The organism is Streptomyces sp. NPDC000229, from assembly GCF_040300825.1.
Lineage (GTDB): Bacteria > Actinomycetota > Actinomycetes > Streptomycetales > Streptomycetaceae > Streptomyces.
This window is the reverse complement of record NZ_JBEPEL010000002.1, coordinates 16,617-41,296: the sequence shown is the minus strand read 5'-3', so window position 1 is coordinate 41,296 and position 24,680 is coordinate 16,617. Positions and strand designations below refer to the sequence as shown.

The 24,680-nt window shown below is 68.2% G+C and carries 20 protein-coding genes, 3 tRNA genes and 1 pseudogene; 4 read left to right on the top strand and 20 right to left on the bottom strand.

Going from position 1 to position 24,680, the window contains the following annotated elements:
- Positions 1-54: 54 nt before the first annotated feature.
- The 3 genes from fusA to rpsL are packed head-to-tail and all read right to left on the bottom strand — an operon-like array spanning position 55 to position 3,064.
- A complete protein-coding gene (gene fusA / locus ABT360_RS01670; RefSeq protein ID WP_351809068.1) occupies positions 55-2,181 on the bottom strand; it encodes an elongation factor G in 2,127 nt (708 codons plus the stop codon).
- Between the two features lie 38 nt (positions 2,182-2,219).
- Complete coding sequence (gene rpsG, locus ABT360_RS01665; RefSeq protein ID WP_031076642.1) at positions 2,220-2,690, bottom strand: 30S ribosomal protein S7; 471 nt, start codon at positions 2,688-2,690, stop codon at positions 2,220-2,222.
- Between the two features lie 2 nt (positions 2,691-2,692).
- Positions 2,693-3,064 carry a 30S ribosomal protein S12 gene (gene rpsL, locus ABT360_RS01660; protein WP_003948652.1) on the bottom strand — a complete coding sequence of 124 codons (372 nt, stop codon included), beginning with the start codon at positions 3,062-3,064 and terminating at the stop codon, positions 2,693-2,695.
- 377 nt (positions 3,065-3,441) lie between these two features.
- On the opposite strand from rpsL, the pseudogene ABT360_RS01655 reads away from it, so the two are divergent.
- Positions 3,442-3,908 (top strand): annotated as a pseudogene (locus ABT360_RS01655) (hypothetical protein).
- A gap of 281 nt (positions 3,909-4,189) precedes the next feature.
- Positions 4,190-4,582: a hypothetical protein gene (locus tag ABT360_RS01650; RefSeq protein ID WP_351809064.1), complete on the top strand. Its 393-nt coding sequence runs from the start codon at positions 4,190-4,192 to the stop codon at positions 4,580-4,582.
- A gap of 28 nt (positions 4,583-4,610) precedes the next feature.
- On the opposite strand, the gene ABT360_RS01645 is transcribed toward ABT360_RS01650, so the two are convergent.
- The 10 genes from ABT360_RS01645 to ABT360_RS01600 form a co-directional block, all read right to left on the bottom strand.
- Positions 4,611-8,510: a DNA-directed RNA polymerase subunit beta' gene (locus tag ABT360_RS01645; protein ID WP_351809061.1), complete on the bottom strand. Its 3,900-nt coding sequence runs from the start codon at positions 8,508-8,510 to the stop codon at positions 4,611-4,613.
- Positions 8,511-8,606: 96 nt separating this feature from the next.
- Positions 8,607-12,092: a DNA-directed RNA polymerase subunit beta gene (rpoB, locus tag ABT360_RS01640; RefSeq protein WP_351809058.1), complete on the bottom strand. Its 3,486-nt coding sequence runs from the start codon at positions 12,090-12,092 to the stop codon at positions 8,607-8,609.
- 540 nt (positions 12,093-12,632) lie between these two features.
- Positions 12,633-13,019, bottom strand: coding sequence for a 50S ribosomal protein L7/L12 (rplL, locus tag ABT360_RS01635; protein ID WP_351809055.1), 387 nt, complete (start codon positions 13,017-13,019; stop codon positions 12,633-12,635).
- Positions 13,020-13,133: 114 nt separating this feature from the next.
- The gene (rplJ, locus tag ABT360_RS01630; RefSeq protein ID WP_351809052.1) at positions 13,134-13,664 is read right to left on the bottom strand and encodes a 50S ribosomal protein L10; all 531 of its coding nucleotides are present in this window, start codon (positions 13,662-13,664) and stop codon (positions 13,134-13,136) included.
- 677 nt (positions 13,665-14,341) lie between these two features.
- Positions 14,342-15,328 (bottom strand): hypothetical protein, encoded by a 987-nt coding sequence (locus ABT360_RS01625; RefSeq protein WP_351809049.1) that lies wholly within the window; start codon positions 15,326-15,328, stop codon positions 14,342-14,344.
- A 141-nt stretch (positions 15,329-15,469) separates the two neighbouring features.
- A complete protein-coding gene (gene rplA, locus ABT360_RS01620) occupies positions 15,470-16,198 on the bottom strand; it encodes a 50S ribosomal protein L1 (RefSeq protein WP_336319458.1) in 729 nt (242 codons plus the stop codon).
- Positions 16,199-16,278: 80 nt separating this feature from the next.
- The gene (gene rplK / locus ABT360_RS01615; RefSeq protein WP_064069966.1) at positions 16,279-16,713 is read right to left on the bottom strand and encodes a 50S ribosomal protein L11; all 435 of its coding nucleotides are present in this window, start codon (positions 16,711-16,713) and stop codon (positions 16,279-16,281) included.
- A gap of 159 nt (positions 16,714-16,872) precedes the next feature.
- Positions 16,873-17,751, bottom strand: coding sequence for a transcription termination/antitermination protein NusG (gene nusG / locus ABT360_RS01610; protein ID WP_444852161.1), 879 nt, complete (start codon positions 17,749-17,751; stop codon positions 16,873-16,875).
- 77 nt (positions 17,752-17,828) lie between these two features.
- Positions 17,829-18,116, bottom strand: coding sequence for a preprotein translocase subunit SecE (gene secE / locus ABT360_RS01605; RefSeq protein ID WP_073753440.1), 288 nt, complete (start codon positions 18,114-18,116; stop codon positions 17,829-17,831).
- 102 nt (positions 18,117-18,218) lie between these two features.
- Positions 18,219-18,291, bottom strand: a tRNA-Trp gene (locus tag ABT360_RS01600).
- Between the two features lie 193 nt (positions 18,292-18,484).
- On the opposite strand from ABT360_RS01600, the gene ABT360_RS01595 reads away from it, so the two are divergent.
- Both ABT360_RS01595 and ABT360_RS01590 read left to right on the top strand, forming a co-directional pair.
- Positions 18,485-19,711: a pyridoxal phosphate-dependent aminotransferase gene (locus ABT360_RS01595; RefSeq protein WP_351809043.1), complete on the top strand. Its 1,227-nt coding sequence runs from the start codon at positions 18,485-18,487 to the stop codon at positions 19,709-19,711.
- Positions 19,712-19,824: 113 nt separating this feature from the next.
- Complete coding sequence (locus ABT360_RS01590) at positions 19,825-20,856, top strand: adenosine deaminase (RefSeq protein WP_351809040.1); 1,032 nt, start codon at positions 19,825-19,827, stop codon at positions 20,854-20,856.
- On the opposite strand, the gene ABT360_RS01585 is transcribed toward ABT360_RS01590, so the two are convergent.
- The 7 genes from ABT360_RS01585 to ABT360_RS01555 form a co-directional block, all read right to left on the bottom strand.
- Positions 20,798-21,514 carry a hypothetical protein gene (locus ABT360_RS01585; protein WP_351809038.1) on the bottom strand — a complete coding sequence of 239 codons (717 nt, stop codon included), beginning with the start codon at positions 21,512-21,514 and terminating at the stop codon, positions 20,798-20,800. The genes ABT360_RS01590 and ABT360_RS01585 overlap by 59 nt on opposite strands.
- 76 nt (positions 21,515-21,590) lie before the next feature.
- A complete protein-coding gene (locus tag ABT360_RS01580) occupies positions 21,591-22,649 on the bottom strand; it encodes a UDP-N-acetylmuramate dehydrogenase (RefSeq protein ID WP_351809035.1) in 1,059 nt (352 codons plus the stop codon).
- A gap of 277 nt (positions 22,650-22,926) precedes the next feature.
- Positions 22,927-23,355, bottom strand: a complete 429-nt coding sequence (locus ABT360_RS01575) for a MaoC family dehydratase (protein WP_351809032.1) — start codon at positions 23,353-23,355, stop codon at positions 22,927-22,929.
- A 4-nt stretch (positions 23,356-23,359) separates the two neighbouring features.
- The gene (locus tag ABT360_RS01570) at positions 23,360-23,815 is read right to left on the bottom strand and encodes a MaoC family dehydratase N-terminal domain-containing protein (protein ID WP_351809029.1); all 456 of its coding nucleotides are present in this window, start codon (positions 23,813-23,815) and stop codon (positions 23,360-23,362) included.
- Between the two features lie 84 nt (positions 23,816-23,899).
- On the bottom strand, positions 23,900-24,064 hold the full coding sequence (gene rpmG, locus ABT360_RS01565; RefSeq protein ID WP_003948671.1) for a 50S ribosomal protein L33: 165 nt from the start codon (positions 24,062-24,064) through the stop codon (positions 23,900-23,902).
- 88 nt (positions 24,065-24,152) lie between these two features.
- A tRNA-Met gene (locus tag ABT360_RS01560) sits at positions 24,153-24,225 on the bottom strand.
- A 44-nt stretch (positions 24,226-24,269) separates the two neighbouring features.
- Positions 24,270-24,342 (bottom strand) — tRNA-Thr (locus tag ABT360_RS01555).
- Positions 24,343-24,680 lie beyond the last annotated feature (338 nt).

Sequence of the window (24,680 nt, the reverse complement as noted above, 5' to 3'; positions counted from 1 at the left end):
TCGGGGCCGAGCCCCGGCGGATGGTGTCAAGCCTAAAGCGTGAACTCGGGAGAGTTACTCGCCCTTGGCCTTCGCGATGATCTCCTCGGCGACGTTCCGCGGAACCTCGGCGTAGGAGTCGAACTGCATCGAGTAGCTTGCGCGACCCGAGGTCTTGCTGCGGAGGTCGCCGACGTAGCCGAACATCTCCGAGAGCGGCACCAGGCCCTTGACGACCCGGGCGCCAGCCCGCTCCTCCATGGCCTGGATCTGGCCACGGCGGGAGTTGATGTCACCGATGACGTCACCCATGTAGTCCTCGGGCGTGGTGACCTCGACGGCCATCATCGGCTCGAGGAGCACGGGGGACGCCTTGCGCGCGGCCTCCTTGAAGGCCTGCGAACCGGCGATCTTGAAGGCGAGCTCGGAGGAGTCGACCTCGTGGTAGGCACCGTCGAGAAGCGTGACGCGGACGCCCGTCATCTCGTAGCCCGCGAGGATGCCGAACTGCATGGCCTCCTGGCAGCCGGCGTCCACCGAAGGAATGTATTCCTTCGGGATACGGCCACCGGTGACCTTGTTGACGAACTCGTACGAGGCGTCGCCGCCCTCGATCGGCTCGACCGCGATCTGCACCTTGGCGAACTGACCGGTACCACCGGTCTGCTTCTTGTGGGTGTAGTCCACGCGCTCGACGGCCTTGCGGATCGTCTCACGGTACGCGACCTGCGGCTTACCGACGTTGGCCTCGACCTTGAACTCACGCTTCATACGGTCGACGAGCACCTCGAGGTGAAGCTCACCCATACCGCCGATGACGGTCTGGCCGGTCTCCTCGTTGGTGTGCACCTGGAAGGAGGGGTCCTCCTCCGCGAGACGCTGGATGGCGACACCCAGCTTCTCCTGGTCACCCTTGGACTTGGGCTCGATGGCGACCTCGATGACCGGCGCCGGGAAGTCCATGGACTCCAGGATCACCGGGTTCTTCTCGTCGCACAGCGTCTCACCGGTCGTGGTCTGCTTCAGACCCATGACGGCGATGATGTCGCCGGCGCCCACCGACTCGATCTCCTCACGCTTGTTCGCGTGCATGCGGTAGATCTTGCCGATGCGCTCCCTCTTGCCCTTGACCGAGTTCAGCACCGAGGTGCCGGACTCCAGGCGACCGGAGTAGATCCGGACGAAGGTGAGCTTGCCGAGGTGCGGGTCGCTCATGATCTTGAACGCCAGCGCCGACAGCGGCTCGTCGTCGGACGGCTTGCGCTTGACGACCGTCTCCGCGTCCTTGACGTCGTGGCCCTCGATGGCCTCGATGTCGACGGGCGACGGCAGGTAGCGCACGACCGCGTCGAGCAGGGGCTGGACGCCCTTGTTCTTGAACGCGGTGCCGCAGAACACCGGGGTCACCGTGGTGCCGGTGCCCTTGCCGGAGGCGATGGTGATACGACGGATCGCGGCGTACAGCTGCTCCTCGGACGGCTCCTGGCCCTCCAGGTACAGCTCCATGATCTCTTCGTCGTTCTCGGCCACGGCCTCGAGCAGCTTGCCGCGGTACTCCTCGGCAGCCTCGGTGTGGGTGTCGGGGATGTCGACGATGTCGTACATCTCACCCTTGGCCGCCTCGGCGGACCAGACCAGGGCCTTCATCCGAACGAGGTCGATGACGCCCTTGAAGTCGGCCTCGGCACCGATCGGGAGCTGCATGACGATCGGCTGCGCGCCCAGGCGGTCGCTGATCATGTCGACACAGCGGTGGAACTCGGCGCCGGTCCGGTCGAGCTTGTTGACGAAGCAGATACGCGGAACGCCGTAGCGGTCCGCCTGACGCCACACGGTCTCGGACTGCGGCTCAACGCCGGCGACGCCGTCGAACACCGTCACCGCACCGTCGAGCACGCGGAGCGAACGCTCCACCTCGACGGTGAAGTCGACGTGGCCCGGGGTGTCGATGATGTTGATGGTGTGGTCAACGTCTTCCAGCGGCCAGTGGCAGGTCGTCGCGGCAGACGTGATCGTGATGCCGCGCTCCTGCTCCTGCTCCATCCAGTCCATCGTGGCAGCGCCGTCGTGGACTTCACCGATCTTGTAGGAGACACCGGTGTAGAACAGGATCCGCTCGGTGGTGGTCGTCTTGCCCGCGTCGATGTGGGCCATGATCCCGATGTTGCGGACCTTGGCCAGGTCAAGCGAAGTGGTAGCCATAAGGCTTCAGTCTTCTCTCGGTCTCGATGTGGGTGCGACTACCAGCGGTAGTGCGCGAAGGCCTTGTTGGACTCGGCCATCTTGTGCGTGTCCTCACGCTTCTTGACCGAAGCACCGAGGCCGTTGGAGGCGTCGAGGAGCTCGTTCATGAGGCGCTCGGTCATGGTCTTCTCGCGACGGGCGCGGGAGTAACCCACGAGCCAGCGCAGCGCGAGCGTGGAGGCGCGACCGGGCTTGACCTCGATCGGCACCTGGTAGGTGGCGCCACCGACGCGGCGGGACTTGACCTCGAGAGACGGCTTGACGTTCTCAAGAGCGCGCTTCAGCGTGATGACCGGGTCGTTGCCGGTCTTCTCGCGGAGGCCTTCCATGGCGCCGTAGACGATCCGCTCGGCGGTGGAACGCTTGCCGTTCAGCAGGATCTTGTTGATGAGCGAGGTCACCAGAGGAGAGCCGTAGACCGGGTCGATGATGACCGGGCGCTTCGGGGCGGGGCCCTTACGAGGCATTCTTACTTCTCCTTCTTGGCGCCGTAGCGGCTGCGGGCCTGCTTGCGGTTCTTGACACCCTGGGTGTCGAGCGAGCCGCGGATGATCTTGTAGCGAACACCCGGCAGGTCCTTCACACGGCCACCACGCACGAGCACGATGGAGTGCTCCTGCAGGTTGTGTCCCTCACCCGGGATGTAAGCCGTGACCTCGATCCCGCTGGTCAGACGCACACGCGCGACCTTGCGGAGGGCCGAGTTCGGCTTCTTCGGGGTGGTCGTGAACACACGCGTGCAGACGCCGCGGCGCTGAGGGGAACCCTCGAGTGCGGGCGTCTTGTTCTTCTCGACCTTGTCCTGCCGGCCCTTCCGGACCAGCTGCTGGATCGTAGGCACTACTTCTCCGGTTTCTGTGTGCCGTGTAGTAAAGCTAACCTGGAACGTCGCCGACCCACGCGGTCGGGTGTGTCGAATACTGCGATCTCCCGCCGCCTGGCGGAAAAGGGCGCAGATTGCGGTGGCCAATGCTCGACTCGCCGTGCGGCTGAGGACACACACAGGAGCCCAGGCACACCCCAGGCACAAGGTCTGAGCGTACCTACCTCATGGACTTCGGTCAAAACAAATGCGGACGGCAGCGACACGCCGGATTTGATCATCCCCGATACGACCGTTCGTGGCGCGATCTGTGCATTCTGTCCCCGCGAGGCCGCTTCTTCAGTACGTTGATCCGTCCGCTCGACGAATCGGGGGCCCATGGCGGTGGCGCATTCATCCGGCGGAGGCACCGGGTGCCGTTTCTCACACGGCTGGAGACGGCCGTCCGCCAGGCGCTGCCGGCCCTCGGGCGCGAGTTGAGCTTCACGCCCCGCATGGTCCTGCTCCACCAGCGCGAACCGTCGCCGCACGCCCTGTTCCTCGTCCACGGCTGGTCCAAGGTCACCGCGTCCGCCGCCAACGGATACGAGGCGCTCCTCGCCCTGCGCGGCCCGGGCGACATCGTTCCCCCGCCGTCCCGTGCGCCCTGCTGGGGCTGACCTCCGACCGCACGCGCGCGGCGGATGGACCCGGCGCGGATGCACGGCCGGCGTACGGACGAGGGCATCGAGGTCGCCGTACCGCGGAGCAAGCAGAGCCGGCCGGGTCGGTGGCGGCCTCCCGGGAGATGGTGCAGCGGCTGCTGATCACGCGCCCCGGCGCGCTGCGGTGGATCGTCCGCGCCGAGCGCCCCGACGGCTGACACCACCCGTCCGCGGTGTATGACCGCCGGTATGGTCAGCGGCCTGCTCGCCGGTCGCAGGTGGAGCCCCAGCGCACTGTCCGCGCCCGGCGGGGCCCGCCTGGTGGGCCGGCGCCTCCGCGCTCGCTCTGGCCCCTGCTGACGCTGCTGAGGGCCATCGTGCCACGGTACGGCGGGAGCGGCTGGGAGCAGGGCCAGCCCACTTTCGCACTTCGGTGACACCCAGGAGGCCGTACGCCACGGCCTGCTGGCGGAGGCGCTCGCCGAAACCGAGCGCGCCGGTGCCGCTCCTCGCGGCGCTGACCGAGAACAGCCGCATCGCCGCCCGCAAGCACCAGTGGACGTCGGCCGACGTCACCCTCGCCGTGCCGTACGCCCTCGCCTCCGTCGGACGGCGTGCCGAGCTGCGGGCCGATCAGCACGCGGCGGCGCTCGGCTTCGCGCCCATGCCGGCCGCCGTCCTCGACGAGCTGCACCGGGCGGAGCAGCACCAGCAGGCGCAGGCCGCGGCCGTCGCGGCGTACCACGGCCGGCCGCCGCCGCAGGAGAGCCCGCTGAGCAAGCTGCTCGCCTCGCACCCGGACCACTGCACCGGCTGCACCACCTCCAGCCGTACCTGCATCCCCAGCGCCAGGACACGCCGAAGGGCGGTCACCCCGTACGAAACGGGGTGACCGCCCTTCGGTCGATCAAGCGACTCGCTTACTGGTTGTACGGACCGTAGTCGTAGTCCTCCAGCGGAACGGCCTGGCCGGAGCCGGTGCCGAACGGCGAGTAGTCGATGTCGTCGTAGCCGACGGCCGAGTACATCGCGGCCTTGGCCTCCTCGGTCGGCTCGACCCGGATGTTGCGGTAGCGGGACAGACCCGTACCGGCCGGGATGAGCTTACCGATGATGACGTTCTCCTTGAGGCCGATCAGGGAGTCGGACTTGGCGTTGATCGCCGCGTCCGTCAGGACCCTGGTCGTCTCCTGGAAGGAGGCCGCGGACAGCCACGACTCCGTCGCCAGCGACGCCTTGGTGATACCCATCAGCTGCGGACGGCCGGAGGCGGGGTGACCGCCCTCGGTGACCACACGACGGTTCTCCGACTCGAACTTCGACCGCTCGACCAGCTCGCCCGGCAGGAGCTCCGCGTCGCCGGACTCGATGATCGTCACACGGCGCAGCATCTGCCGGATGATGATCTCGATGTGCTTGTCGTGGATCGACACGCCCTGCGAGTTGTAGACCTTCTGGACCTCGCCGACCAGGTGGACCTGGACGGCACGCTGGCCGAGGATGCGCAGCACGTCGTGCGGGTTGGTGGCACCCGCGGTGAGCTTCTGGCCCACCTCGACGTGGTCGCCCTCGTGCACCAGGACCTTGGCGCGCTTCGAGATCGGGTAGGCCGTCTCGTCGCTGCCGTCGTCCGGGGTGACGACGATCTTCTTCGTCTTCTCGGTCTCCTCGATCCGCACGCGGCCGGAGGCCTCGGAGATCGGGGCGACACCCTTCGGCGTACGAGCCTCGAAGAGCTCGACGACACGGGGCAGACCCTGGGTGATGTCGTCACCGGCCACACCACCGGTGTGGAAGGTACGCATCGTCAGCTGCGTACCGGGCTCACCGATGGACTGGGCGGCGATGATGCCGACCGCCTCACCGATGTCGACCAGCTTGCCGGTGGCGAGCGAGCGGCCGTAGCAGAAGGCACAGGTGCCGACCGCGGACTCGCAGGTCAGGACCGAGCGGGTCTTGACCTCCTCGACACCCGCGTTGACCAGGGCGTCGATGAGCACGTCGCCCAGGTCCACGTTGGCCGGCGCGATGACCTTGCCGTCCACGACGACGTCCTCGGCGAGCATCCGCGCGTACACGGACGTCTCGACGTCGTCCGCCTTGCGCAGCACACCGTCGGCACCGCGCTCGGCGATCCGCAGCTTCAGACCGCGCTCGGTGCCGCAGTCCTCCTCGCGGATGATCACGTCCTGCGAGACGTCCACCAGACGACGGGTCAGGTAACCCGAGTCGGCGGTACGCAGAGCGGTGTCCGCGAGACCCTTACGGGCACCGTGCGTGGAGATGAAGTACTCCAGCACGGACAGACCCTCACGGAACGACGCCTTGATCGGACGCGGGATCGTCTCGTTCTTCGCGTTCGACACCAGACCACGCATACCGGCAATCTGACGCATCTGCATCATGTTGCCTCGTGCACCCGAGTTCACCATCATGAAGATCGGGTTGGTCTTCGGGAAGTTGTCGTTCATCGCCTCGGCAACCTCGTTGGTCGCCTTGGTCCAGATCGCGATGAGCTCCTGCGTGCGCTCGTCCTTGGTGATCAGACCGCGCTCGTACTGCTTCTGGACCTTCTCGTCCAGAGCCTCGTACGACTTGACGATCTCCTTCTTCGCCTCGGGAACGACGACGTCGGAGATGGCGACGGTGACACCGGAACGGGTCGCCCAGTAGAAGCCGGCCGCCTTCAGGTTGTCGAGCGTCGCCGCCACGATGACCTTGGGGTAGCGCTCGGCGAGGTCGTTGACGATCTCGGAGAGCTGCTTCTTGCCGACCGAGTAGTCGACGAACGGGTAGTCCTCGGGCAGCAGCTCGTTGAAGAGCGCACGGCCCAGGGTCGTCCGCAGACGGAACGAGTCACCCTGCTGCCACTCCGGCTCACCCTCCTCCGCCACCGGCGGAGTCCAGCCACGCGGCGGGACGGTGCCGATCGGGAAGCGGATGTCGACCTTCGCCTGGAGCGAGAGCTCGCCCATGTCGAAAGCCATGATCGCTTCGGCGGTGGAGTTGAAGGCGCGGCCCTCACCCTTGACCTCGCGCTCCTCCTCGTCCGTGGTGAGGAAGAAGAGGCCCAGCACCATGTCCTGGGTCGGCATGGTGACGGGACGGCCGTCGGCCGGCTTGAGGATGTTGTTCGAGGACAGCATCAGGATGCGGGCCTCGGCCTGCGCCTCCGCGGACAGCGGCAGGTGCACGGCCATCTGGTCACCGTCGAAGTCCGCGTTGAACGCGGTGCAGACGAGCGGGTGGATCTGGATGGCCTTGCCCTCGACCAGCTGCGGCTCGAAGGCCTGGATGCCGAGGCGGTGCAGCGTGGGCGCACGGTTCAGCAGCACCGGGTGCTCGGCGATGACCTCTTCGAGGACGTCGTACACCACGGTGCGGCCGCGCTCGACCATGCGCTTGGCCGACTTGATGTTCTGCGCGTGGTTCAGGTCGACCAGGCGCTTCATCACGAACGGCTTGAAGAGCTCCAGCGCCATGGCCTTGGGCAGACCGCACTGGTGCAGCTTCAGCTGCGGGCCGACGACGATGACGGAACGCGCCGAGTAGTCGACTCGCTTACCGAGCAGGTTCTGACGGAAGCGACCCTGCTTACCCTTCAGCATGTCGCTGAGGGACTTCAGCGGGCGGTTACCGGGACCGGTGACCGGGCGACCGCGGCGGCCGTTGTCGAACAGCGCGTCGACGGCCTCCTGGAGCATCCGCTTCTCGTTGTTCACGATGATCTCGGGGGCACCGAGGTCAAGGAGACGCTTGAGGCGGTTGTTGCGGTTGATGACGCGGCGGTACAGGTCGTTCAGGTCGGAGGTCGCGAAGCGGCCACCGTCCAGCTGCACCATCGGACGCAGGTCCGGCGGGATGACCGGGACGCAGTCCAGCACCATGCCCTTGGGGCTGTTGGAGGTCTGCAGGAACGCGGACACGACCTTCAGCCGCTTCAGCGCACGGGTCTTCTTCTGGCCCTTGCCCGTACGGATGATCTCGCGGAGCTTCTCGGCCTCCTCGTCGAGGTCGAAGGACTCCAGGCGCTTCTGCAGCGCCGCGGCACCCATCGAACCGTCGAAGTAGGTGCCGAAGCGGTCGCGCAGCTCGCGGTAGAGCAGCTCGTCGCCCTCGAGGTCCTGGACCTTGAGGTTCTTGAAGCGGTTCCACACCTCGTCGAGACGGTCGATCTCGCGCTGGGCGCGGTCGCGCAGCTGCTTCATCTCGCGCTCGGCGCCCTCGCGCACCTTGCGGCGCACGTCGGCCTTGGCGCCCTCGGCCTCCAGCTCGGCCAGGTCGGTCTCGAGCTTCTTGGCACGGGCCTCGAGGTCGGCGTCGCGGCGGTTCTCGATCTGCTGGCGCTCGACGGAGACGTGGGCCTCCAGCGAGGGCAGGTCGCGCGTGCGGCGCTCCTCGTCGACGTACGTGATCATGTACGCCGCGAAGTAGATGACCTTCTCCAGGTCCTTCGGGGCGAGGTCCAGCAGGTAGCCCAGGCGGGACGGGACGCCCTTGAAGTACCAGATGTGGGTAACGGGAGCGGCCAGCTCGATGTGGCCCATCCGCTCACGGCGCACCTTGGCGCGGGTGACCTCGACGCCACACCGCTCACAGATGATGCCCTTGAAGCGGACACGCTTGTACTTGCCGCAGTAGCACTCCCAGTCCCGGGTCGGACCGAAGATCTTCTCGCAGAAGAGTCCGTCCTTTTCGGGCTTCAGGGTGCGGTAGTTGATGGTCTCCGGCTTCTTGACCTCGCCGTGGGACCACTGACGGATGTCGTCCGCGGTGGCCAGGCCGATCCGCAGCTCGTCGAAGAAGTTGACGTCGAGCACTATGCGTCAATCCCTCTCAGGGTTTGAGTCTCAATCATGGTCTGTACGGGTCCGGGGCAGGGCCGGGGCCTCACGAGGAGGCCCCGACCAGACCCGTCAGACCTCTTCGACGCTGCTCGGCTCGCGCCGGGACAGGTCGATACCGAGCTCCTCCGCAGCGCGGAAGACGTCCTCGTCGGTGTCGCGCATCTCGATGGACATGCCGTCCGAGGACAGCACCTCCACGTTGAGGCACAGGGACTGCATCTCCTTGATGAGCACCTTGAAGGACTCGGGGATGCCGGGCTCGGGGATGTTCTCGCCCTTGACGATGGCCTCGTAGACCTTCACGCGGCCGGTGACGTCGTCGGACTTGATGGTCAGGAGCTCCTGGAGGGCGTACGCGGCGCCGTAAGCCTCCAGCGCCCACACCTCCATCTCACCGAAGCGCTGGCCACCGAACTGAGCCTTACCACCCAGCGGCTGCTGGGTGATCATCGAGTACGGGCCGGTCGAACGCGCGTGCAGCTTGTCGTCGACCAGGTGGTGGAGCTTGAGGATGTACATGTACCCGACCGAGATCGGGTCCGGGAACGGCTCGCCGGAGCGGCCGTCGAACAGGCGCGCCTTACCGGTCGGGAGGACCATCCGGTCCCCGTCGCGGTTCGGGATGGTGTGCTGGAGCAGACCGGCCAGCTCGTCCTCACGCGCACCGTCGAAGACGGGGGTGGCGACGTTGGTACCGGGCTCCACCTTGTCGGCGCCGATGGCCTGGAGGCGCTGCGCCCACTCGTCCGCGAGGCCGGAGACGTCCCAGCCGCGGCTGGCGAGCCAGCCGAGGTGGATCTCCAGGACCTGTCCCGGGTTCATTCGGGACGGGACACCCAGCGGGTTGAGGATGATGTCGACCGGGGTGCCGTCCTCCAGGAACGGCATGTCCTCGATCGGCAGGATCTTGGAGATGACGCCCTTGTTGCCGTGACGGCCGGCGAGCTTGTCACCGTCGGTGATCTTGCGCTTCTGCGCGACGTACACGCGCACCAGCTGGTTCACACCGGGGGGAAGCTCGTCGCCCTCCTCGCGGTCGAAGACGCGGACGCCGATGACCTTGCCGGTCTCGCCGTGCGGCACCTTCAGCGAGGTGTCACGGACCTCACGGGCCTTCTCACCGAAGATCGCGCGGAGCAGGCGCTCCTCCGGGGTCAGCTCGGTCTCACCCTTCGGCGTGACCTTGCCGACCAGGATGTCGCCGGCGACGACCTCGGCACCGATACGGATGATGCCGCGCTCGTCGAGGTCGGCGAGGACCTCCTCGGAGACGTTCGGGATGTCCCGGGTGATCTCCTCCGGGCCGAGCTTGGTGTCACGGGCGTCGACCTCGTGCTCCTCGATGTGGATCGAGGAGAGGACGTCGTCCTGCACGAGGCGCTGCGACAGGATGATCGCGTCCTCGTAGTTGTGACCCTCCCACGGCATGAACGCGACCAGCAGGTTCTTGCCGAGCGCCATCTCACCGTTCTCGGTGGCGGGGCCGTCGGCGAGGACCTGGCCCTCGATCACGCGGTCGCCCTCGGAGACGACGACCTTCTGGTTGACCGAGGTGCCCTGGTTGGAGCGGGAGAACTTGGCGACGCGGTACGTGGTGTACGTGCCGTCGTCGTTGGCGACGGTGACGTAGTCGGCCGAGACCTCCTGGATCACACCGTCCTTCTCGGCCTTGATGACGTCGCCGGCGTCGGTGGCACAGCGGTACTCCATGCCGGTGCCGACCAGCGGCGCCTCCGCCTTGATGAGCGGAACGGCCTGGCGCATCATGTTCGCGCCCATGAGGGCACGGTTGGCGTCGTCGTGCTCGAGGAACGGGATCATGGCGGTCGCGACCGACACCATCTGGCGCGGCGAGACGTCCATGTAGTCCACGTCGTCGGGCGCGACGTAGTCGACCTCGCCGCCACGGCGGCGGACCAGCACGCGGGCCTCGGCGAACCGGAGCTCGTCGGTCAGCGGCGCGTTGGCCTGGGCGATGACGAAGCGGTCCTCTTCGTCGGCGGTCAGGTAGTCGACCTCGTCGGTGACCTGGCCCTCGACGACCTTGCGGTACGGCGTCTCGACGAAACCGAACGCGTTGACGCGTCCGTACGAGGCGAGCGAACCGATCAGACCGATGTTCGGGCCTTCGGGGGTCTCGATCGGGCACATACGGCCGTAGTGAGACGGGTGCACGTCTCGGACCTCGAAGCCGGCCCGCTCACGGGACAGACCACCGGGGCCGAGCGCCGACAGGCGGCGCTTGTGCGTCAGACCAGAGAGCGGGTTGTTCTGGTCCATGAACTGCGACAGCTGGCTGGTGCCGAAGAACTCCTTGATGGAGGCGACGACCGGCCGGATGTTGATCAGGGTCTGCGGCGTGATCGCCTCGACGTCCTGGGTCGTCATGCGCTCACGCACGACGCGCTCCATCCTCGCCAGACCCGTACGGACCTGGTTCTGGATGAGCTCGCCCACGTTGCGCAGACGGCGGTTGCCGAAGTGGTCGATGTCGTCGGTCTCGACGACGATCTGCGTGCCGTTCTCGCCCACCGTCTCGGTCTCGCCCGCGTGGAGCTTCACCAGGTACTTGATGGTGGCGATGATGTCGTCGGTGGTGAGCACACCGGCGTCCAGCGGCTCGTCGGCGCCGAGCTTCTTGTTCACCTTGTAGCGGCCGACCTTGGCGAGGTCGTAGCGCTTGGGGTTGAAGTAGAGGTTCTCGAGCAGCGTCTGAGCGGCCTCGCGCGTCGGCGGCTCGCCCGGGCGCAGCTTGCGGTAGATGTCGAGCAGCGCGTCGTCCTGGCCCTGGGTGTGGTCCTTCTCCAGGGTGGCGCGCATGGACTCGTACTCGCCGAACTCCTGGAGGATCTGCTCGGTGGTCCAGCCGAGAGCCTTGAGGAGGACGGTCACGGACTGCTTGCGCTTGCGGTCGATGCGGACACCGACCATGTCGCGCTTGTCGATCTCCATCTCCAGCCAGGCACCCCGGGACGGGATGATCTTGGCGGAGAAGATGTCCTTGTCGGACGTCTTGTCGATGGAGGAGTCGAAGTAGACACCCGGCGAGCGGACGAGCTGCGACACCACGACACGCTCGGTGCCGTTGATGACGAAGGTGCCCTTGTTGGTCATGAGCGGGAAGTCGCCCATGAAGACCGTCTGGGACTTGATCTCGCCGGTCTCGTTGTTGGTGAACTCGGCCGTGACGAAGAGCGGCGCGGCGTACGTGAAGTCGCGCTCCTTGCACTCGTCGATCGAGTTCTTCGGGGGCTCGAAGCGGTGGTCGCGGAAAGTCAGCGACATCGACCCGGAAAAGTCCTCGATCGGCGAGATCTCCTCGAAGATCTCTTCCAGACCGGACTTGGTGGGGACGTCCTGTCCGGACTCCAGAGCCGCCTCGACACGAGCCTTCCACGCGGCGTTGCCGAGCAGCCAGTCAAAGCTCTCGGTCTGCAGCGCGAGGAGGTTCGGAACCTCGAGGGGCTCCTTGATCTTTGCAAAGGAGATGCGCAGCGGGGCGGTGCTTGCGCCGTTGTTCGTATTCGCGGTCGAGGCGTTGCGCGAGGCGGCCAAGAGGGGGTCCTTCCGAGGGCTCGGACTCACTACGCGCGTACCGGTCCCTCGCCGGACACGGAGACAGACTCCCTGATTTCAGCCAAAAGGCCAGGTCAGGAGACTCGGTCAACTGTGCTCTTGCGAGGGGATGCCCCTGGTGACGGGCAGGGGGCAGCTAACAGGCAGCGCAAAGGGTCAGTGTAGCCACTTGGCCCACTGATGTCCAGGGCGAGTAAATCGCGACCCTCGTTGTTCTCAACTCCGCGGCACCTCGCGCCGTTGGCGCACATCGATACTGCCCGTTCGGCCGTCGATCCATGCCTCGGATCCGGATCGTTGTGACGGCGCGTCCTGAGAATTGCGCGCGGCGTGCGGTTCGTCAAGGCCCCCAGCCGGGTGGGGCCGTGAGGGACGCACGGCGAAGATCACCATACTCCGCGCTCGGCCCGGCGCAAGGCAGGCGTCCCGGCAACGCCGAAGGGCGACCACCCGGATGGGTGATCGCCCTTCGAAACGCCCTGTGAGGGGCGCTGAGCGAGTCAGGAGACTCGCGAGGTGTTACTTGACCTCGACGGAGGCGCCGGCAGCCTTGAGGGACTCGGCAGCCTTCTCCGCGGCGTCCTTGGCGACCTTCTCGAGGACCGGCTTCGGGGTGCCGTCGACGAGGTCCTTGGCCTCCTTCAGGCCCAGGGAGGTCAGCTCACGCACGACCTTGATGACCTGGATCTTCTTGTCGCCGGCGCCGGTGAGGATGACGTCGAACTCGTCCTTCTCCTCGACGGCCTCGGCGGCAGCGGCACCGGCGCCACCAGCGGCGGCAACGGCGACCGGGGCGGCGGCGGTGACGTCGAACTTCTCCTCGAACGCCTTCACGAACTCGGAGAGCTCGATGAGGGTCATCTCCTCGAACTGCGCGAGCAGGTCTTCCTGAGACAGCTTCGCCATGATGGCGGTCCTTCCACTAAATCGGCGGGTGCCGGGTGTACATGTGAGGCGGGCGTACGTTGGGCCCGCTGCGACCGTCGCCCCTAGGGGGCCACGATCAATGCGCGAGCCGAATTACTCGGCACCGCCCTGCTCGGCCTGCTTGGCACGAAGCGCCTCCGCGGTGCGGACGAACTTCGAGGGAAGCGCCTGGAAGAGCGCGGCAGTCTGGGACTGCTTGCCCTTCATGGCGCCCGCCAGCTTGGCGAGCAGAACCTCGCGGGACTCGAGGTCCGCAAGCTTCTTGATCTCATCGGCGGAGAGTGCCTTGCCATCAAGGACACCGCCCTTGATGATCAGGTTGGGGTTCTCCTTGGCGAAGTCACGAAGACCCTTCGCCGACTCCACCGGGTCACCGGTGATGAAGGCGACAGCCGTCGGACCAGCGAACTGGTCGTCCAGCGTCGTGATCCCGGCCTCGTTGGCCGCAATCTTGGTCAGCGTGTTCTTCACCACGGCGTACTGGGCGTTCTCACCGAGCGAACGGCGCAGCTGCTTGAGCTGTGCCACGGTGAGACCGCGGTACTCGGTCAGCACGGCGGCGTTCGAGCTGCGGAACTTGTCCGTCAGCTCGGCAACCGCAGCAGACTTGTCGGGCCTCGCCATGAGCCTCGGCCTCCTTCCGGGTGATTCGGACCGCGTGGGCTGAAGGAAGGAGACTGGGCAAAACGAAACGCCCCGGCGCAGGCGCACGGGGCGTGACTCAACCGACTGCGCTCATTGAAGAGCGGCACTCGGGAGTACATCCACAGTCACCTGCGCGGGTCGTCCGCAGCTAGCGGATCCTTCGGCCGCCACACTCTGACGAGCGCGGCAACGACCAGCGGTCTTTGGCTTCTGTGGAAGAGTACGGGACCGCCCCGACGTCAAGCAAATCGGCCCACTCGGGTGATCCGTCGCCGCACGGCCGTCCCGGCGGGCGGGCCCGGAAGCGCACCGGTCCGGACGGCCGGCCCAGCCCGCTCCGACCGGCCTCCGGCCCGGGCCGTACGGTCCACCGCCCAGCCCATCGCCCCACCCCGACCGCGGGGCCGGGCCCGGGGCGCCGGGGCGCCGGGGCCGACGCTCGTCGGAGGCGGGCGCACCTCGCCGGGTCGTCCGACCGTCAGCGGCGCACCGGCCTGCCGGCCGCGGCGTGGTCATGGCCGGCGCGGTATCCGCCGCGCGGGCCGCTCCCCTCCCGGCTGCCGAAGGCACAGACCGCGGCCGGGACCGCCCGGGCGCCCGGCCCCGAGGCGCCGCGCCGCATACGCGGCCGGGACTCTCGGGGTGAGCGCCGGGGGTCAGAGGCCGCCCTCGGTGCCGTCGGTGTCCGCGCCGGTGCCGGCATCCGCCCCGGCGGCGCCGAACTCCTCCATCATCTTCATGAAGTCGAACGTCTCCCCGGCCGGCGGCGCCACCACGGCGGCCTTGATCCCGTAGTCGGAGTACGTGGCGGTGATCTGCACCGTGCCCTGCGGCATCGTCATGCCGAGGTCCATCTTCACCGGGAAGCCGTCCTCGTTGACCCAGAACTCGGTGTCGTATCCCTTGACGCCCGACTTCTCGATCTGGGCGACCAGATCCTTGCGCTCCTGCTCGCTGAGCACGCCGAGCGACTTGTTGGACGTGACCACGTCCTTGACGGACAGCGTGCCCTTGTAGTGCTGGGCATCGGCACCGTCGATCTTCTCGGAGCCGACGTGCTTGAGGTTGGGCGAGTCCAGGAGGAGGGCGAGCTGCTTGGCCGGGGACTGGTTCATGTCCTCCAGGCCGCCCGTCATCTGCTTCTGGAGTTCCTTACTGCCGGAGGCCTTGGCAATCGCGCCGAGGTCCATCTTCATCCAGCGCTTGCCGTCCATCTCCTTGGCGGCCTTGGCACCCATGTCCATGTACATGGCGTTGTCGAGCCACTTCATACGGATCTGCTCGGGCATTTCGGAGCCCGCTCCGGCGCCCGCCATCTCCTTGGGCATCTTCATGGTCATGTCCATGAGCGTGGGTTCCCACCCCATGACGCCCGACATCTCCATGTTGCCCATGCCGCCGGCCCCGGCCGCCCCGGACATCGTCACCGTCATGTGGACCTTGGCGGTCTTGGCCTCGGCCGTCTTCTTGTACGCCGCCTGGACGACCTTGGTCACGGCGTCCCGGGACTGCAGCTCGGGCTCCCCCGTCGCCTTCTTGTCCCCCTTGTCCCCGCCCTGACAGCCGACGGCGCCGACGAGGACCGTCGCCGCGACCAGAGTGATTCCCGCGCGCTTCCGTACGGACATACGTGTGTACCCCACCCCTGTGTTCTCCCTGTGCATACGAAAACGACAGTAACGCAGCCCTCTGACAACGTCGCCGGAAATGAGAACCGGCCCCCGCCGCTCCGGAGAGCTGCGGGGGCCGGTTTCAGTGCGCGAGACCCGCGACTGCCGTCAGATTCAGACGGCGGCCGGGTCCTCCTCGACGAGGAGGTTGCGGGTGCGGTTGGCGTCCAGCGGGATGCCGGGGCCCATCGTGGTGCTGAGGGTCGCCTTCTTGATGTAGCGGCCCTTCGCGGCGGACGGCTTCAGACGGAGGATCTCCTCCAGCGCCGCCGCGTAGTTCTCGACCAGCTTCGTCTCGTCGAAGGAAACCTTGCCGATGATGAAGTGGAGGTTCGAGTGCTTGTCGACGCGGAACTCGATCTTGCCGCCCTTGATCTCGTTGACGGCCTTCGCGACATCCATGGTGACGGTGCCGGTCTTCGGGTTCGGCATCAGACCACGCGGGCCGAGGACGCGGCCGAGGCGGCCGACCTTGCCCATGAGGTCCGGAGTGGCGACGACCGCGTCGAACTCGTTCAGGCGGTTGCCCTTGGAGATCTCGTCGATCAGTTCGTCGGAGCCGACGATGTCGGCGCCCGCGGCTTCCGCGGCCGCAGCACGGTCACCGGTCGCGAAGACCAGGACCCGGGCGGTCTTACCGGTGCCGTGCGGAAGGTTCACGGTGCCACGGACCATCTGGTCGGCCTTGCGCGGGTCAACGCCCAGGCGGAAGGCGACCTCGACGGTGCCGTCGAACTTGGTGGCGGCGGTGTCCTTGGCGAGACGGACGGCCTCGAGGGGGGCGTAGTTACGCTCCCGGTCGACCTTGGCGTCCGCGCCGCGGAGTGCCTTGCTGCGCTTCACTGCTTCTCCTGGTGTGGTTCAGGTGTGGAGTCGTGGTCCGGGCCAGCGCGTGGCCCTCCCACAGGTCGTACGGGGGCTGCTCAGCCCTCGACCGTGATGCCCATGGAGCGGGCGGTGCCGGCGATGATCTTCTCGGCGGCGTCCAGGTCGTTGGCGTTCAGGTCGGGCAGCTTGACCGAGGCGATCTCGCGGACCTGGGCGCTCGTGAGCTTGGCGACCTTGGTCTTGTGCGGCTCGCCGGAGCCCTTGTCCACACCCGCGGCCTTGAGGATCAGCTTGGCGGCCGGCGGAGTCTTGGTGATGAAGGTGAAGGAGCGGTCCTCGTAGACCGTGATCTCCACCGGCACGACCATGCCACGCTGCGACTCGGTCGCGGCGTTGTAGGCCTTGCAGAACTCCATGATGTTGACGCCGTGCTGACCCAGGGCGGGGCCGACCGGCGGAGCCGGGTTGGCCGCACCGGCCTGGATCTGGAGCTTGATAAGCCCCGTGACCTTCTTCTTCTTGGGAGGCATTGCTCTCTCCGGGTCCTAGTGAGAGTTTTCAGCGACCATCCGAAGTCATCCGGATGGAGGCATACCGCACAACGATAACGGGTATCTGCGCGCGGCCAAAAACCGAGCAGGTCAGAACGGGCGCGAGACCCGGTCTGACCTGTTCGGAAACCTGTGGTGTCAGTTCTTCTGGATCTGGTCGAAGCTCAGCTCGACCGGGGTCTCGCGGCCGAAGATCTCGACGAGGCCCTTGACCTTCTTCGAGTCGGCGTTGATCTCGTTGATCGTGGCCTGCAGCGTCGCGAACGGGCCGTCGGTGACGGTGACCGAGTCGCCGACCTCGAAGTCCAGGACCTGAACCTCGACCTTGCGGGCCGGAGCCGGCTTGCCCTCGGCCTCGGCGGCCTCGCGCGCGGCCTTCTCCTCGGCCTCCGGGGCGAGCATCTTGACGATCTCGTCCAGGGTCAGCGGGTACGGGTCGTAGGCGTTGCCCACGAAGCCGGTGACGCCGGGGGTGTTGCGGACGACGCCCCAGGACTCGTTCGTCAGATCCATGCGGACCAGAACGTAACCGGGCAGCTTGTTCTGCCGGACGTTCTTGCGCTCGCCGTTCTTGATCTGGACGATCTCTTCCTCGGGCACCTCGGCCTGGTAGATGAAGTCCTCGACGTTCAGCGAGACGGCGCGCTGTTCCAGGTTGGCCTTCACGCGCTTCTCGTAGCCCGCGTAGGTGTGGATGACGTACCACTCGCCGGGCAGACCGCGCAGCTCGTCGCGGAGCGCGGCGACCGGGTCGACCGGAGCCTCGGGCTCCTCCTCGGCCTCGGCGTCGGCCTCGTCCGCGGCACCCTCGGCCTCGGCGGGCTCGTCGACCTCAACGGTCTCGTCGGCCTCGGCCTCGACGGCCTGCTCGTCCGCGCCCTCGTCCTCGACGTGGATCGCGGCCTCTTCGGCGGCCTCGCCGACAGCGGCGTCCGCAGCTTCCGCCTGGTCCTCGTCGGCCGCCTCGACGACGTCGAGCTCGTCCTGGGCGGACTCGTTCAGGTTCGGGTCAGACACGGTGGCTGCTTCTTCCTGGATACAGATGGGGTGGAACATGCGAAAAGGGGCGCCGGGGTGGGCGCCCTCCGCGGGAATCAGCCGAAGACGTACTTGACTGCTTCCTGGAAGCCAAGGTCAATCACGGTCACCAGACCGATCATGATGACGACGAAGACGATAACGACGGTCGTGTACGTCGTCAGCTGGCTGCGAGTCGGCCAGACGACCTTGCGCAGCTCGGCGACAATCTGACGGTAGAAGAGCGCGAGACGGCCCAGCGGGCCCTTCTTTCCGCGCTTGCCGCCCTTGCGGCTCTTCTTCTTCGACTCCTGTGCTTCGTCCTCGGCATCAGGCATGTCGATGGAGCCTACGGCATCCGTCACGTCTCTCACCTGATTCCGGGTCGGCCGTGCCGCGCCCGGGTGGAGCCGCACGGCGGTGCAATGAAGTACATACCTGCGCACACAACCTGGCGGTGTGTGTAGCAGGGCCGGAGGGACTTGAACCCCCAACCGCCGGTTTTGGAGACCGGTGCTCTACCAATTGAGCTACGACCCTTTGTCGTTCTCCCCCAACCTACCGCATCCGCAGAGGTGGTCGGTGAGGGCCAACGAGCAGAGAGTGTACGTGGTCAGCGGCGCCGCGTCGAACAGATAGCTCCTGACACGGCCCGCACACCCGCCGTCCCCCCACTGTCCGCACGCTGAAACCTGTGTGCCGCGCTCTTTCGTGGTCTGGGACGATGGGCCGCATGAGCGCTGCAACCCCTCCCACCGAGCGCCGGGTCTCCGCCCGAGTCGGCGCGATCTCCGAGTCCGCGACCCTCGCCGTCGACGCCAAGGCCAAGGCCCTCAAGGCCGCCGGGCGTCCGGTGATCGGCTTCGGCGCGGGTGAGCCCGACTTCCCGACGCCCGGCTACATCGTCGAGGCCGCGATCGAGGCCTGCCGCAATCCGAAGTACCACCGCTACACCCCGGCCGGCGGCCTGCCCGAGCTGAAGGCCGCCATCGCCGCGAAGACGCTGCGGGACTCCGGTTACGAGGTCGACGCCTCGCAGGTGCTGGTGACCAACGGCGGCAAGCAGGCGATCTACGAGGCGTTCGCCGCGATCCTGGACCCGGGTGACGAGGTCATCGTCCCGGCCCCGTACTGGACGACGTACCCCGAGTCGATCCGCCTCGCCGGCGGTGTGCCGGTGGAGGTCGTGGCCGACGAGACCACCGGCTACCGGGTGTCCGTGGAACAGCTGGAGGCGGCCCGTACGGAGAAGACCAAGGTCGTCCTCTTCGTCTCCCCGTCCAACCCGACCGGCGCCGTCTACACCGAGGCCGACGCCGAGGCGATCGGCCGCTGGGCCGTCGAGCACGGCCTGTGGGTGATGACGGACGAGATCTACGAGCACCTGGTCTACGGCGACGCGACGTTCACCTCGCTGCCGGCGATCCTGCCCGAGCTCCGGGACAAGTGCATCGTGGTCAACGGTGTGGCCAAGACGTACGCCATGACCGGCTGGCGCGTGGGGTGGATCATCGGCCCGAAGGACGTGGTCAAGGCCGCGACGAACCTCCAGTCGCACGCCACGTCGAACGTGTCGAACGTCGCGCAGGCCGCCGCGCTGGCCGCCGTCTCCGGGAGCCTGGACGCGGTGGCGGAGATGAGGGCCGCCTTCGACCGCCGCCGCCAGACCATGGTGCGGATGCTCAACGAGATCGAGGGCGTCTACTGCCCGACCCCGGAGGGAGCCTTCTACGCGTACCCGTCGGTGAAGGGGGTGCTGGGCAAGGAGATCCGCGGCAAGCGCCCGCAGACCTCCGTGGAGCTGGCGGCGCTCATCCTGGACGAGGCCGAGGTGGCGGTCGTCCCGGGCGAGGCGTTCGGCACGCCGGGCTATCTGCGGCTGTCGTACGCGCTGGGCGACCAGGACCTGGTCGAGGGTGTGTCGCGGATGCAGAAGCTGCTGGCGGAAGCGCGCGACTGACGCGTACGGACGACCGAGCGGGCTCCCGGTGGGGGCCCGCTCTTCCGTTCCCGCGAGCACCCGATCGGTGAAAGGGGCTCCCGCCCGGCGTGCCGGTTTGGCAAGATCCCCAGATGGAGCACGTTCGAGATCTGCGGTTGTTGCCCAAGGCCCATCTGCACCTGCACTTCACCGGGTCGATGCGGCCCGCGACCCTGCGGGAACTCGCCGACAAGTACGGCGTCCATCTGCCCGAGGCCCTGACGGGCGGGGAGCCGCCGAGGCTGCGGGCGACCGACGAGCGGGGCTGGTTCCGCTTCCAGCGGCTGTACGACCTCGCCCGGTCCTGCCTGCGTGAGCCGGAGGACATCCAGCGGCTGGTGCGCGAGGCGGCCGAGGAGGACGTCAGGGACGGGTCCGGGTGGCTGGAGATCCAGGTGGACCCGACCTCGTACGCGCCCCGCCTGGGCGGGCTGATCCCCGCGCTGGAGATCATCCTGGACGCGGTGGACGCGGCGTCGCGCGATACCGGCCTGGGGATGCGGGTCCTGGTCGCCGCGAACCGGATGAAGCACCCCTTGGACGCCCGTATGCTCGCCCGCCTCGCCGTCCGGTACGCGGACCGGGGGGTGATCGGGTTCGGACTGTCGAACGACGAGCGGCGCGGTATGGCACGTGACTTCGACCGCGCGTTCGCCATCGCGCGCGAGGGCGGCCTGCTGGCGGCGCCGCACGGGGGCGAGCTGACCGGCCCCGCGTCCGTACGGGACTGCCTGGACGACCTGCGGGCGGCGCGCATCGGGCACGGCGTACGGGCGGCGGAGGACCCGCGGCTGCTGCGGCGGCTCGCCGAGAAGGGCGTGACGTGCGAGGTGTGCCCCGCGTCGAACGTGGCGCTCGGCGTGTACGAGAAACCCGAGGACGTCCCGCTGCGGACGCTGTACGAGGCCGGGGTGCCGATGGCGCTCGGGGCGGACGACCCGCTGCTGTTCGGATCACGGCTGGCGGAGCAGTACGAGATCGCGCGCGTGCACCACGGTTTCACCGACCAGGAGCTGGCGGAGCTGGCCCGCCAGTCGGTACGCGGTTCGGCGGCGCCCGAGGACGTCAGGGCGAAGCTGCTGGCGGGCGTCGACGACTGGCTGGCGGTCGACCCGGCCGCCTGAAGTGCGCGTAGGGCGGGTACGCCTGGAAGCCGACGTCGAGCTCGGTTCGGCGCCGGGCGCGCTCGGGCGCCAGGTACCCGGTGAGCGAGCCGATCAGCGCGTCGCGCCCCTGGCCGACCCGCCTCTCACGCGGCCCGAAGCCCGCCGCGTGCTCCAGTTGGCGGGATGCGGCGGCGAAGACGTCGCGGCCGCCGTAGAGGAACAGGGTCCGGGCGTGGACGGCCGGGCGCAGCCAGTCGCGGGCGTCGCGGTGCCGTCCGTGGCGCTCGCCCCAGGCGTCCCCGTGCGCGGCGGTGCGCCGCTCGTCGGTCTCGACGGTCAGCGGCACGCCCTGCGTCGACCGGCGCCGCAGGTCCGGCCAGGCGGAGGGCCGCAGGCCCAGGCAGTGGTGGGCGAGGACGAGGTCGACGGGGGTGCCGGGGGCGTACGCCCGGGGGATGCTCTGCCGCAGCGGCACGTGTACGACGGTGTGCCGGGAGAACGCGGCGAACGAGAACAGGGCCGCGAGGCGCGACAGCCCGTCGTGGTCGCCCACGAGGTACCCCCACTCTTCCAGGGGGTCGCTGAGCGTGGTGTGCCGCAGTGGCGTACGGGGCCGCACGACGCGGTGCTCGTACGGGCCGGTCCGCGGTCGGAACCGGGTGAGCCTCAGTCGCATGCGGCAGATCCTGACCGGCGCCCCGGTCCGCGGCAACGGAAATTCCGCCCGCGTGGCCCGGCTGCTCGTCAGGCGCTCACAGCGAGACGCCTACCGTCACCGGTTCGTTGACCAGGGTGACGCCGAAGGCGTCCCGTACGCCCGCGACGACCTCGCGGGCCAGGGCCAGGAGATCCTCGGTGGTGGCCTCGCCGCGGTTGGTGAGGGCCAGGGTGTGCTTGGTGGAGATACGGGCGGGACCGGTGCCGTACCCCTTGGTGAACCCGGCCTTGTCGATCAGCCAGGCCGCCGAGGTCTTGACCCGGCCGTCGTCCCCGGCCGGGAAGGCGGGCGGGGTGACGTCCGGGCCGAGGCGGTCTCGGACACGGCCGAGGAACTCCTCGTACTGCTCCCGCTCCAGGATCGGGTTGGTGAAGAACGACCCGGCCGACCAGGTGTCGTGGTCCTCCGGGTCCAGGACCATGCCCTTGCCCGCGCGGAGCTTCAGCACCGTCTCGCGGGCGGTGGCGGCCGGGACGCGGTCACCGGGCTCCACGCCGAGCGCGCGGGCGGTCTCGGCGTACTTGATGGGCGCGCTCATCCCCTGCGCGTCCTCCAGTTCGAAGCGGACGCGCAGCACGACGAACCGGTCGGGTTCTGCCTTGAAGCGGCTGTGGCGGTACGAGAAGTCGCACGCGGCGTTCGGGATGGTCACCGTCTCGCCCGCGCGGCGGTCGTACGCCACGACCTCCGTGATGGTGGCCGAGACCTCCTGGCCGTACGCCCCCACGTTCTGGATCGGCGTGGCGCCCGCCGAGCCGGGGATACCGGCCAGGCACTCGACACCGGCCAGCCCGGCCTCCACCGTGCGGGCCACGGCGTCCGTCCACACTTCTCCCGCCGCCAGCTCCAGTCGCGTGCCCTCCAGGACGAAGCCCTGGGTGGCGATGCGCAGGGCGGTGCCGTCGAAGCCCTTGTCGCCGATCACCAGGTTGGACCCGCCGCCGATGACCAGCAGCGGGGTCCCGGCCTCGTCCGCCTCGCGCACGGCGGCGACGACCTCGTCATCGGTCGCGGCCGTGACGAGCCTGCTGGCGGGCCCGCCGAGCCGGAAGGTGGTCAACGGGGCGAGGGGAGCGTCATGAAGTTCCTGCACGCGCCCAAGACTACGGGCCGCCGGACGACGCCCCGGGATCGGCCGGGCAGCCACGTGGCCGAGGTCACACGGCCAAGGTCACACGGCCAAGGTCACGTGACCGACGTGGCGGCCGACCCGGCCCGGCCCGGCGTGCCCGGGCGGCCGGGCCCCGAACCGGGAGCCGGGCGCCCGGGCCCCCCACCGGCATGCGACACCCCCCGGGTGACCCGGGCGTCGCGAGCGACCGCGTACGGGCAAGCGGGCGGACGCGGCCGACGCCGGGCCAGCCGCAGCGTCAGGCGAGCCGGACCACGGCGCGGGACATGCCCAGCACCTTCTGGCCCGCGCTCATGGCGGTCAGGTCCACGCGCACCCGGTTGTCGTCCAGCTTCGCGGCGACCTTGCCGCTGACCTCGATCAGGGCGCCCGTCTCGTCGTTCGGCACGACGACCGGCTTGGTGAACCGCACCCCGTACTCGACGACCGCGCCCGGGTCGCCCGTCCAGTCGGTCACCACCCGGATCGCCTCGGCCATCGTGAACATGCCGTGCGCGATGACGTCCGGCAGCCCGACCTCCTTGGCGAACTTCTCGTTCCAGTGGATCGGGTTGAAGTCCCCCGAGGCACCCGCGTACCGAACGAGCGTGGCGCGCGTCACGGGAAAACTCTGCGCCGGCAGCTCGGTGCCGACCTCGACCTCGTCGAATGCGATCTTCGCGGTCATCGCCTCACGCCTCCTCTGCCGCCGCACGGGCCACAAGCTTCGTCCACGCCGTCACCACGTGCTCGCCGGCCTCGTCGTGGACCTCACCGCGGATGTCGACGATGTCGTTCCCGGCGAGCGACTTGATCGCCTCGATGGTCGACGTGACCGTGAGCCGGTCCCCGGCCCGTACGGGGCGGGTGTAGGCGAACTTCTGGTCGCCGTGCACGACGCGGCTGTAGTCCAGGCCCAGCTGCGGGTCCGCGATCACCTCGCCCGCCGCCCTGAACGTGATGGCGAACACAAAGGTCGGCGGCGCGATCACGTCCGAGTGGCCAAGCGCCTTGGCGGCCTCCGTGTCCATGTACACCGGGTTCGTGTCCCCGACCGCCTCGGCGAATTCGCGGATCTTTTCCCGGCCGACCTCGTACGGCGCGGTGGGCGGATAGGTCCGCCCCACGAAGGACTGATCGAGCGCCATGAACTCGCTACCTCCTGAATGTGTCTTCGAGCAAACGACACGAGGCCGCCCCCTGACGGGGACGGCCTCGTGTACGAGCCTGATTCAGCGCGTTTCGCGGTGCGCAGTGTGCGCGTTGCAGCGCGGGCAGTGCTTCTTCATCTCAAGACGGTCCGGGTTGTTACGCCGGTTCTTCTTGGTGATGTAGTTCCGCTCCTTGCACTCCACGCAGGCCAGCGTGATCTTCGGGCGGACGTCGGTGGCAGCCACGTGAGTGCTCCTTGGACGGACGATGGACGGATGAACGCATAAAAGAGTAGCCGATCGAAGGACCGACCCCACAATCGGCTACCGTGTGTAGCGGTGACCGGACTTGAACCGGTGACACAGCGATTATGAGCCGCTTGCTCTACCGACTGAGCTACACCGCTTTGATACGGAGTCCCTCACCCGAAGGTGAGGGCTACCGCACCAGAGCCCCAATACGGAATCGAACCGTAGACCTTCTCCTTACCATGGAGACGCTCTGCCGACTGAGCTATTGGGGCGAGCGATGAAGACATTACACGGTCGGCCGCCGTTCGCCCAAATCCGATTCCCGGCGGCTACCCCGCCCTGCTCCGGCCACTCCTCCGGACACCCGCAGGCCCCTCCCCGAAGCACTCCCCGGGCACGCGACGCGAGCCGCCCAGGCCACCGCCGGACCCCTCGGCCGGCCGCTCCCCGGCCCCGGCGGGGAGAGCCATCCGGTCGCCGCCGGAGGCCGCCCGATCGTCGCCGGGGGCAGCCCCGTCGCGGCCCGGTACCGGCCCGGCCGCCCCTCCGGCACGGCGCCGGCTCCTGCGCCCCGTACGCCACTCGTGCCCCGCGCCAGTACGACTATTGC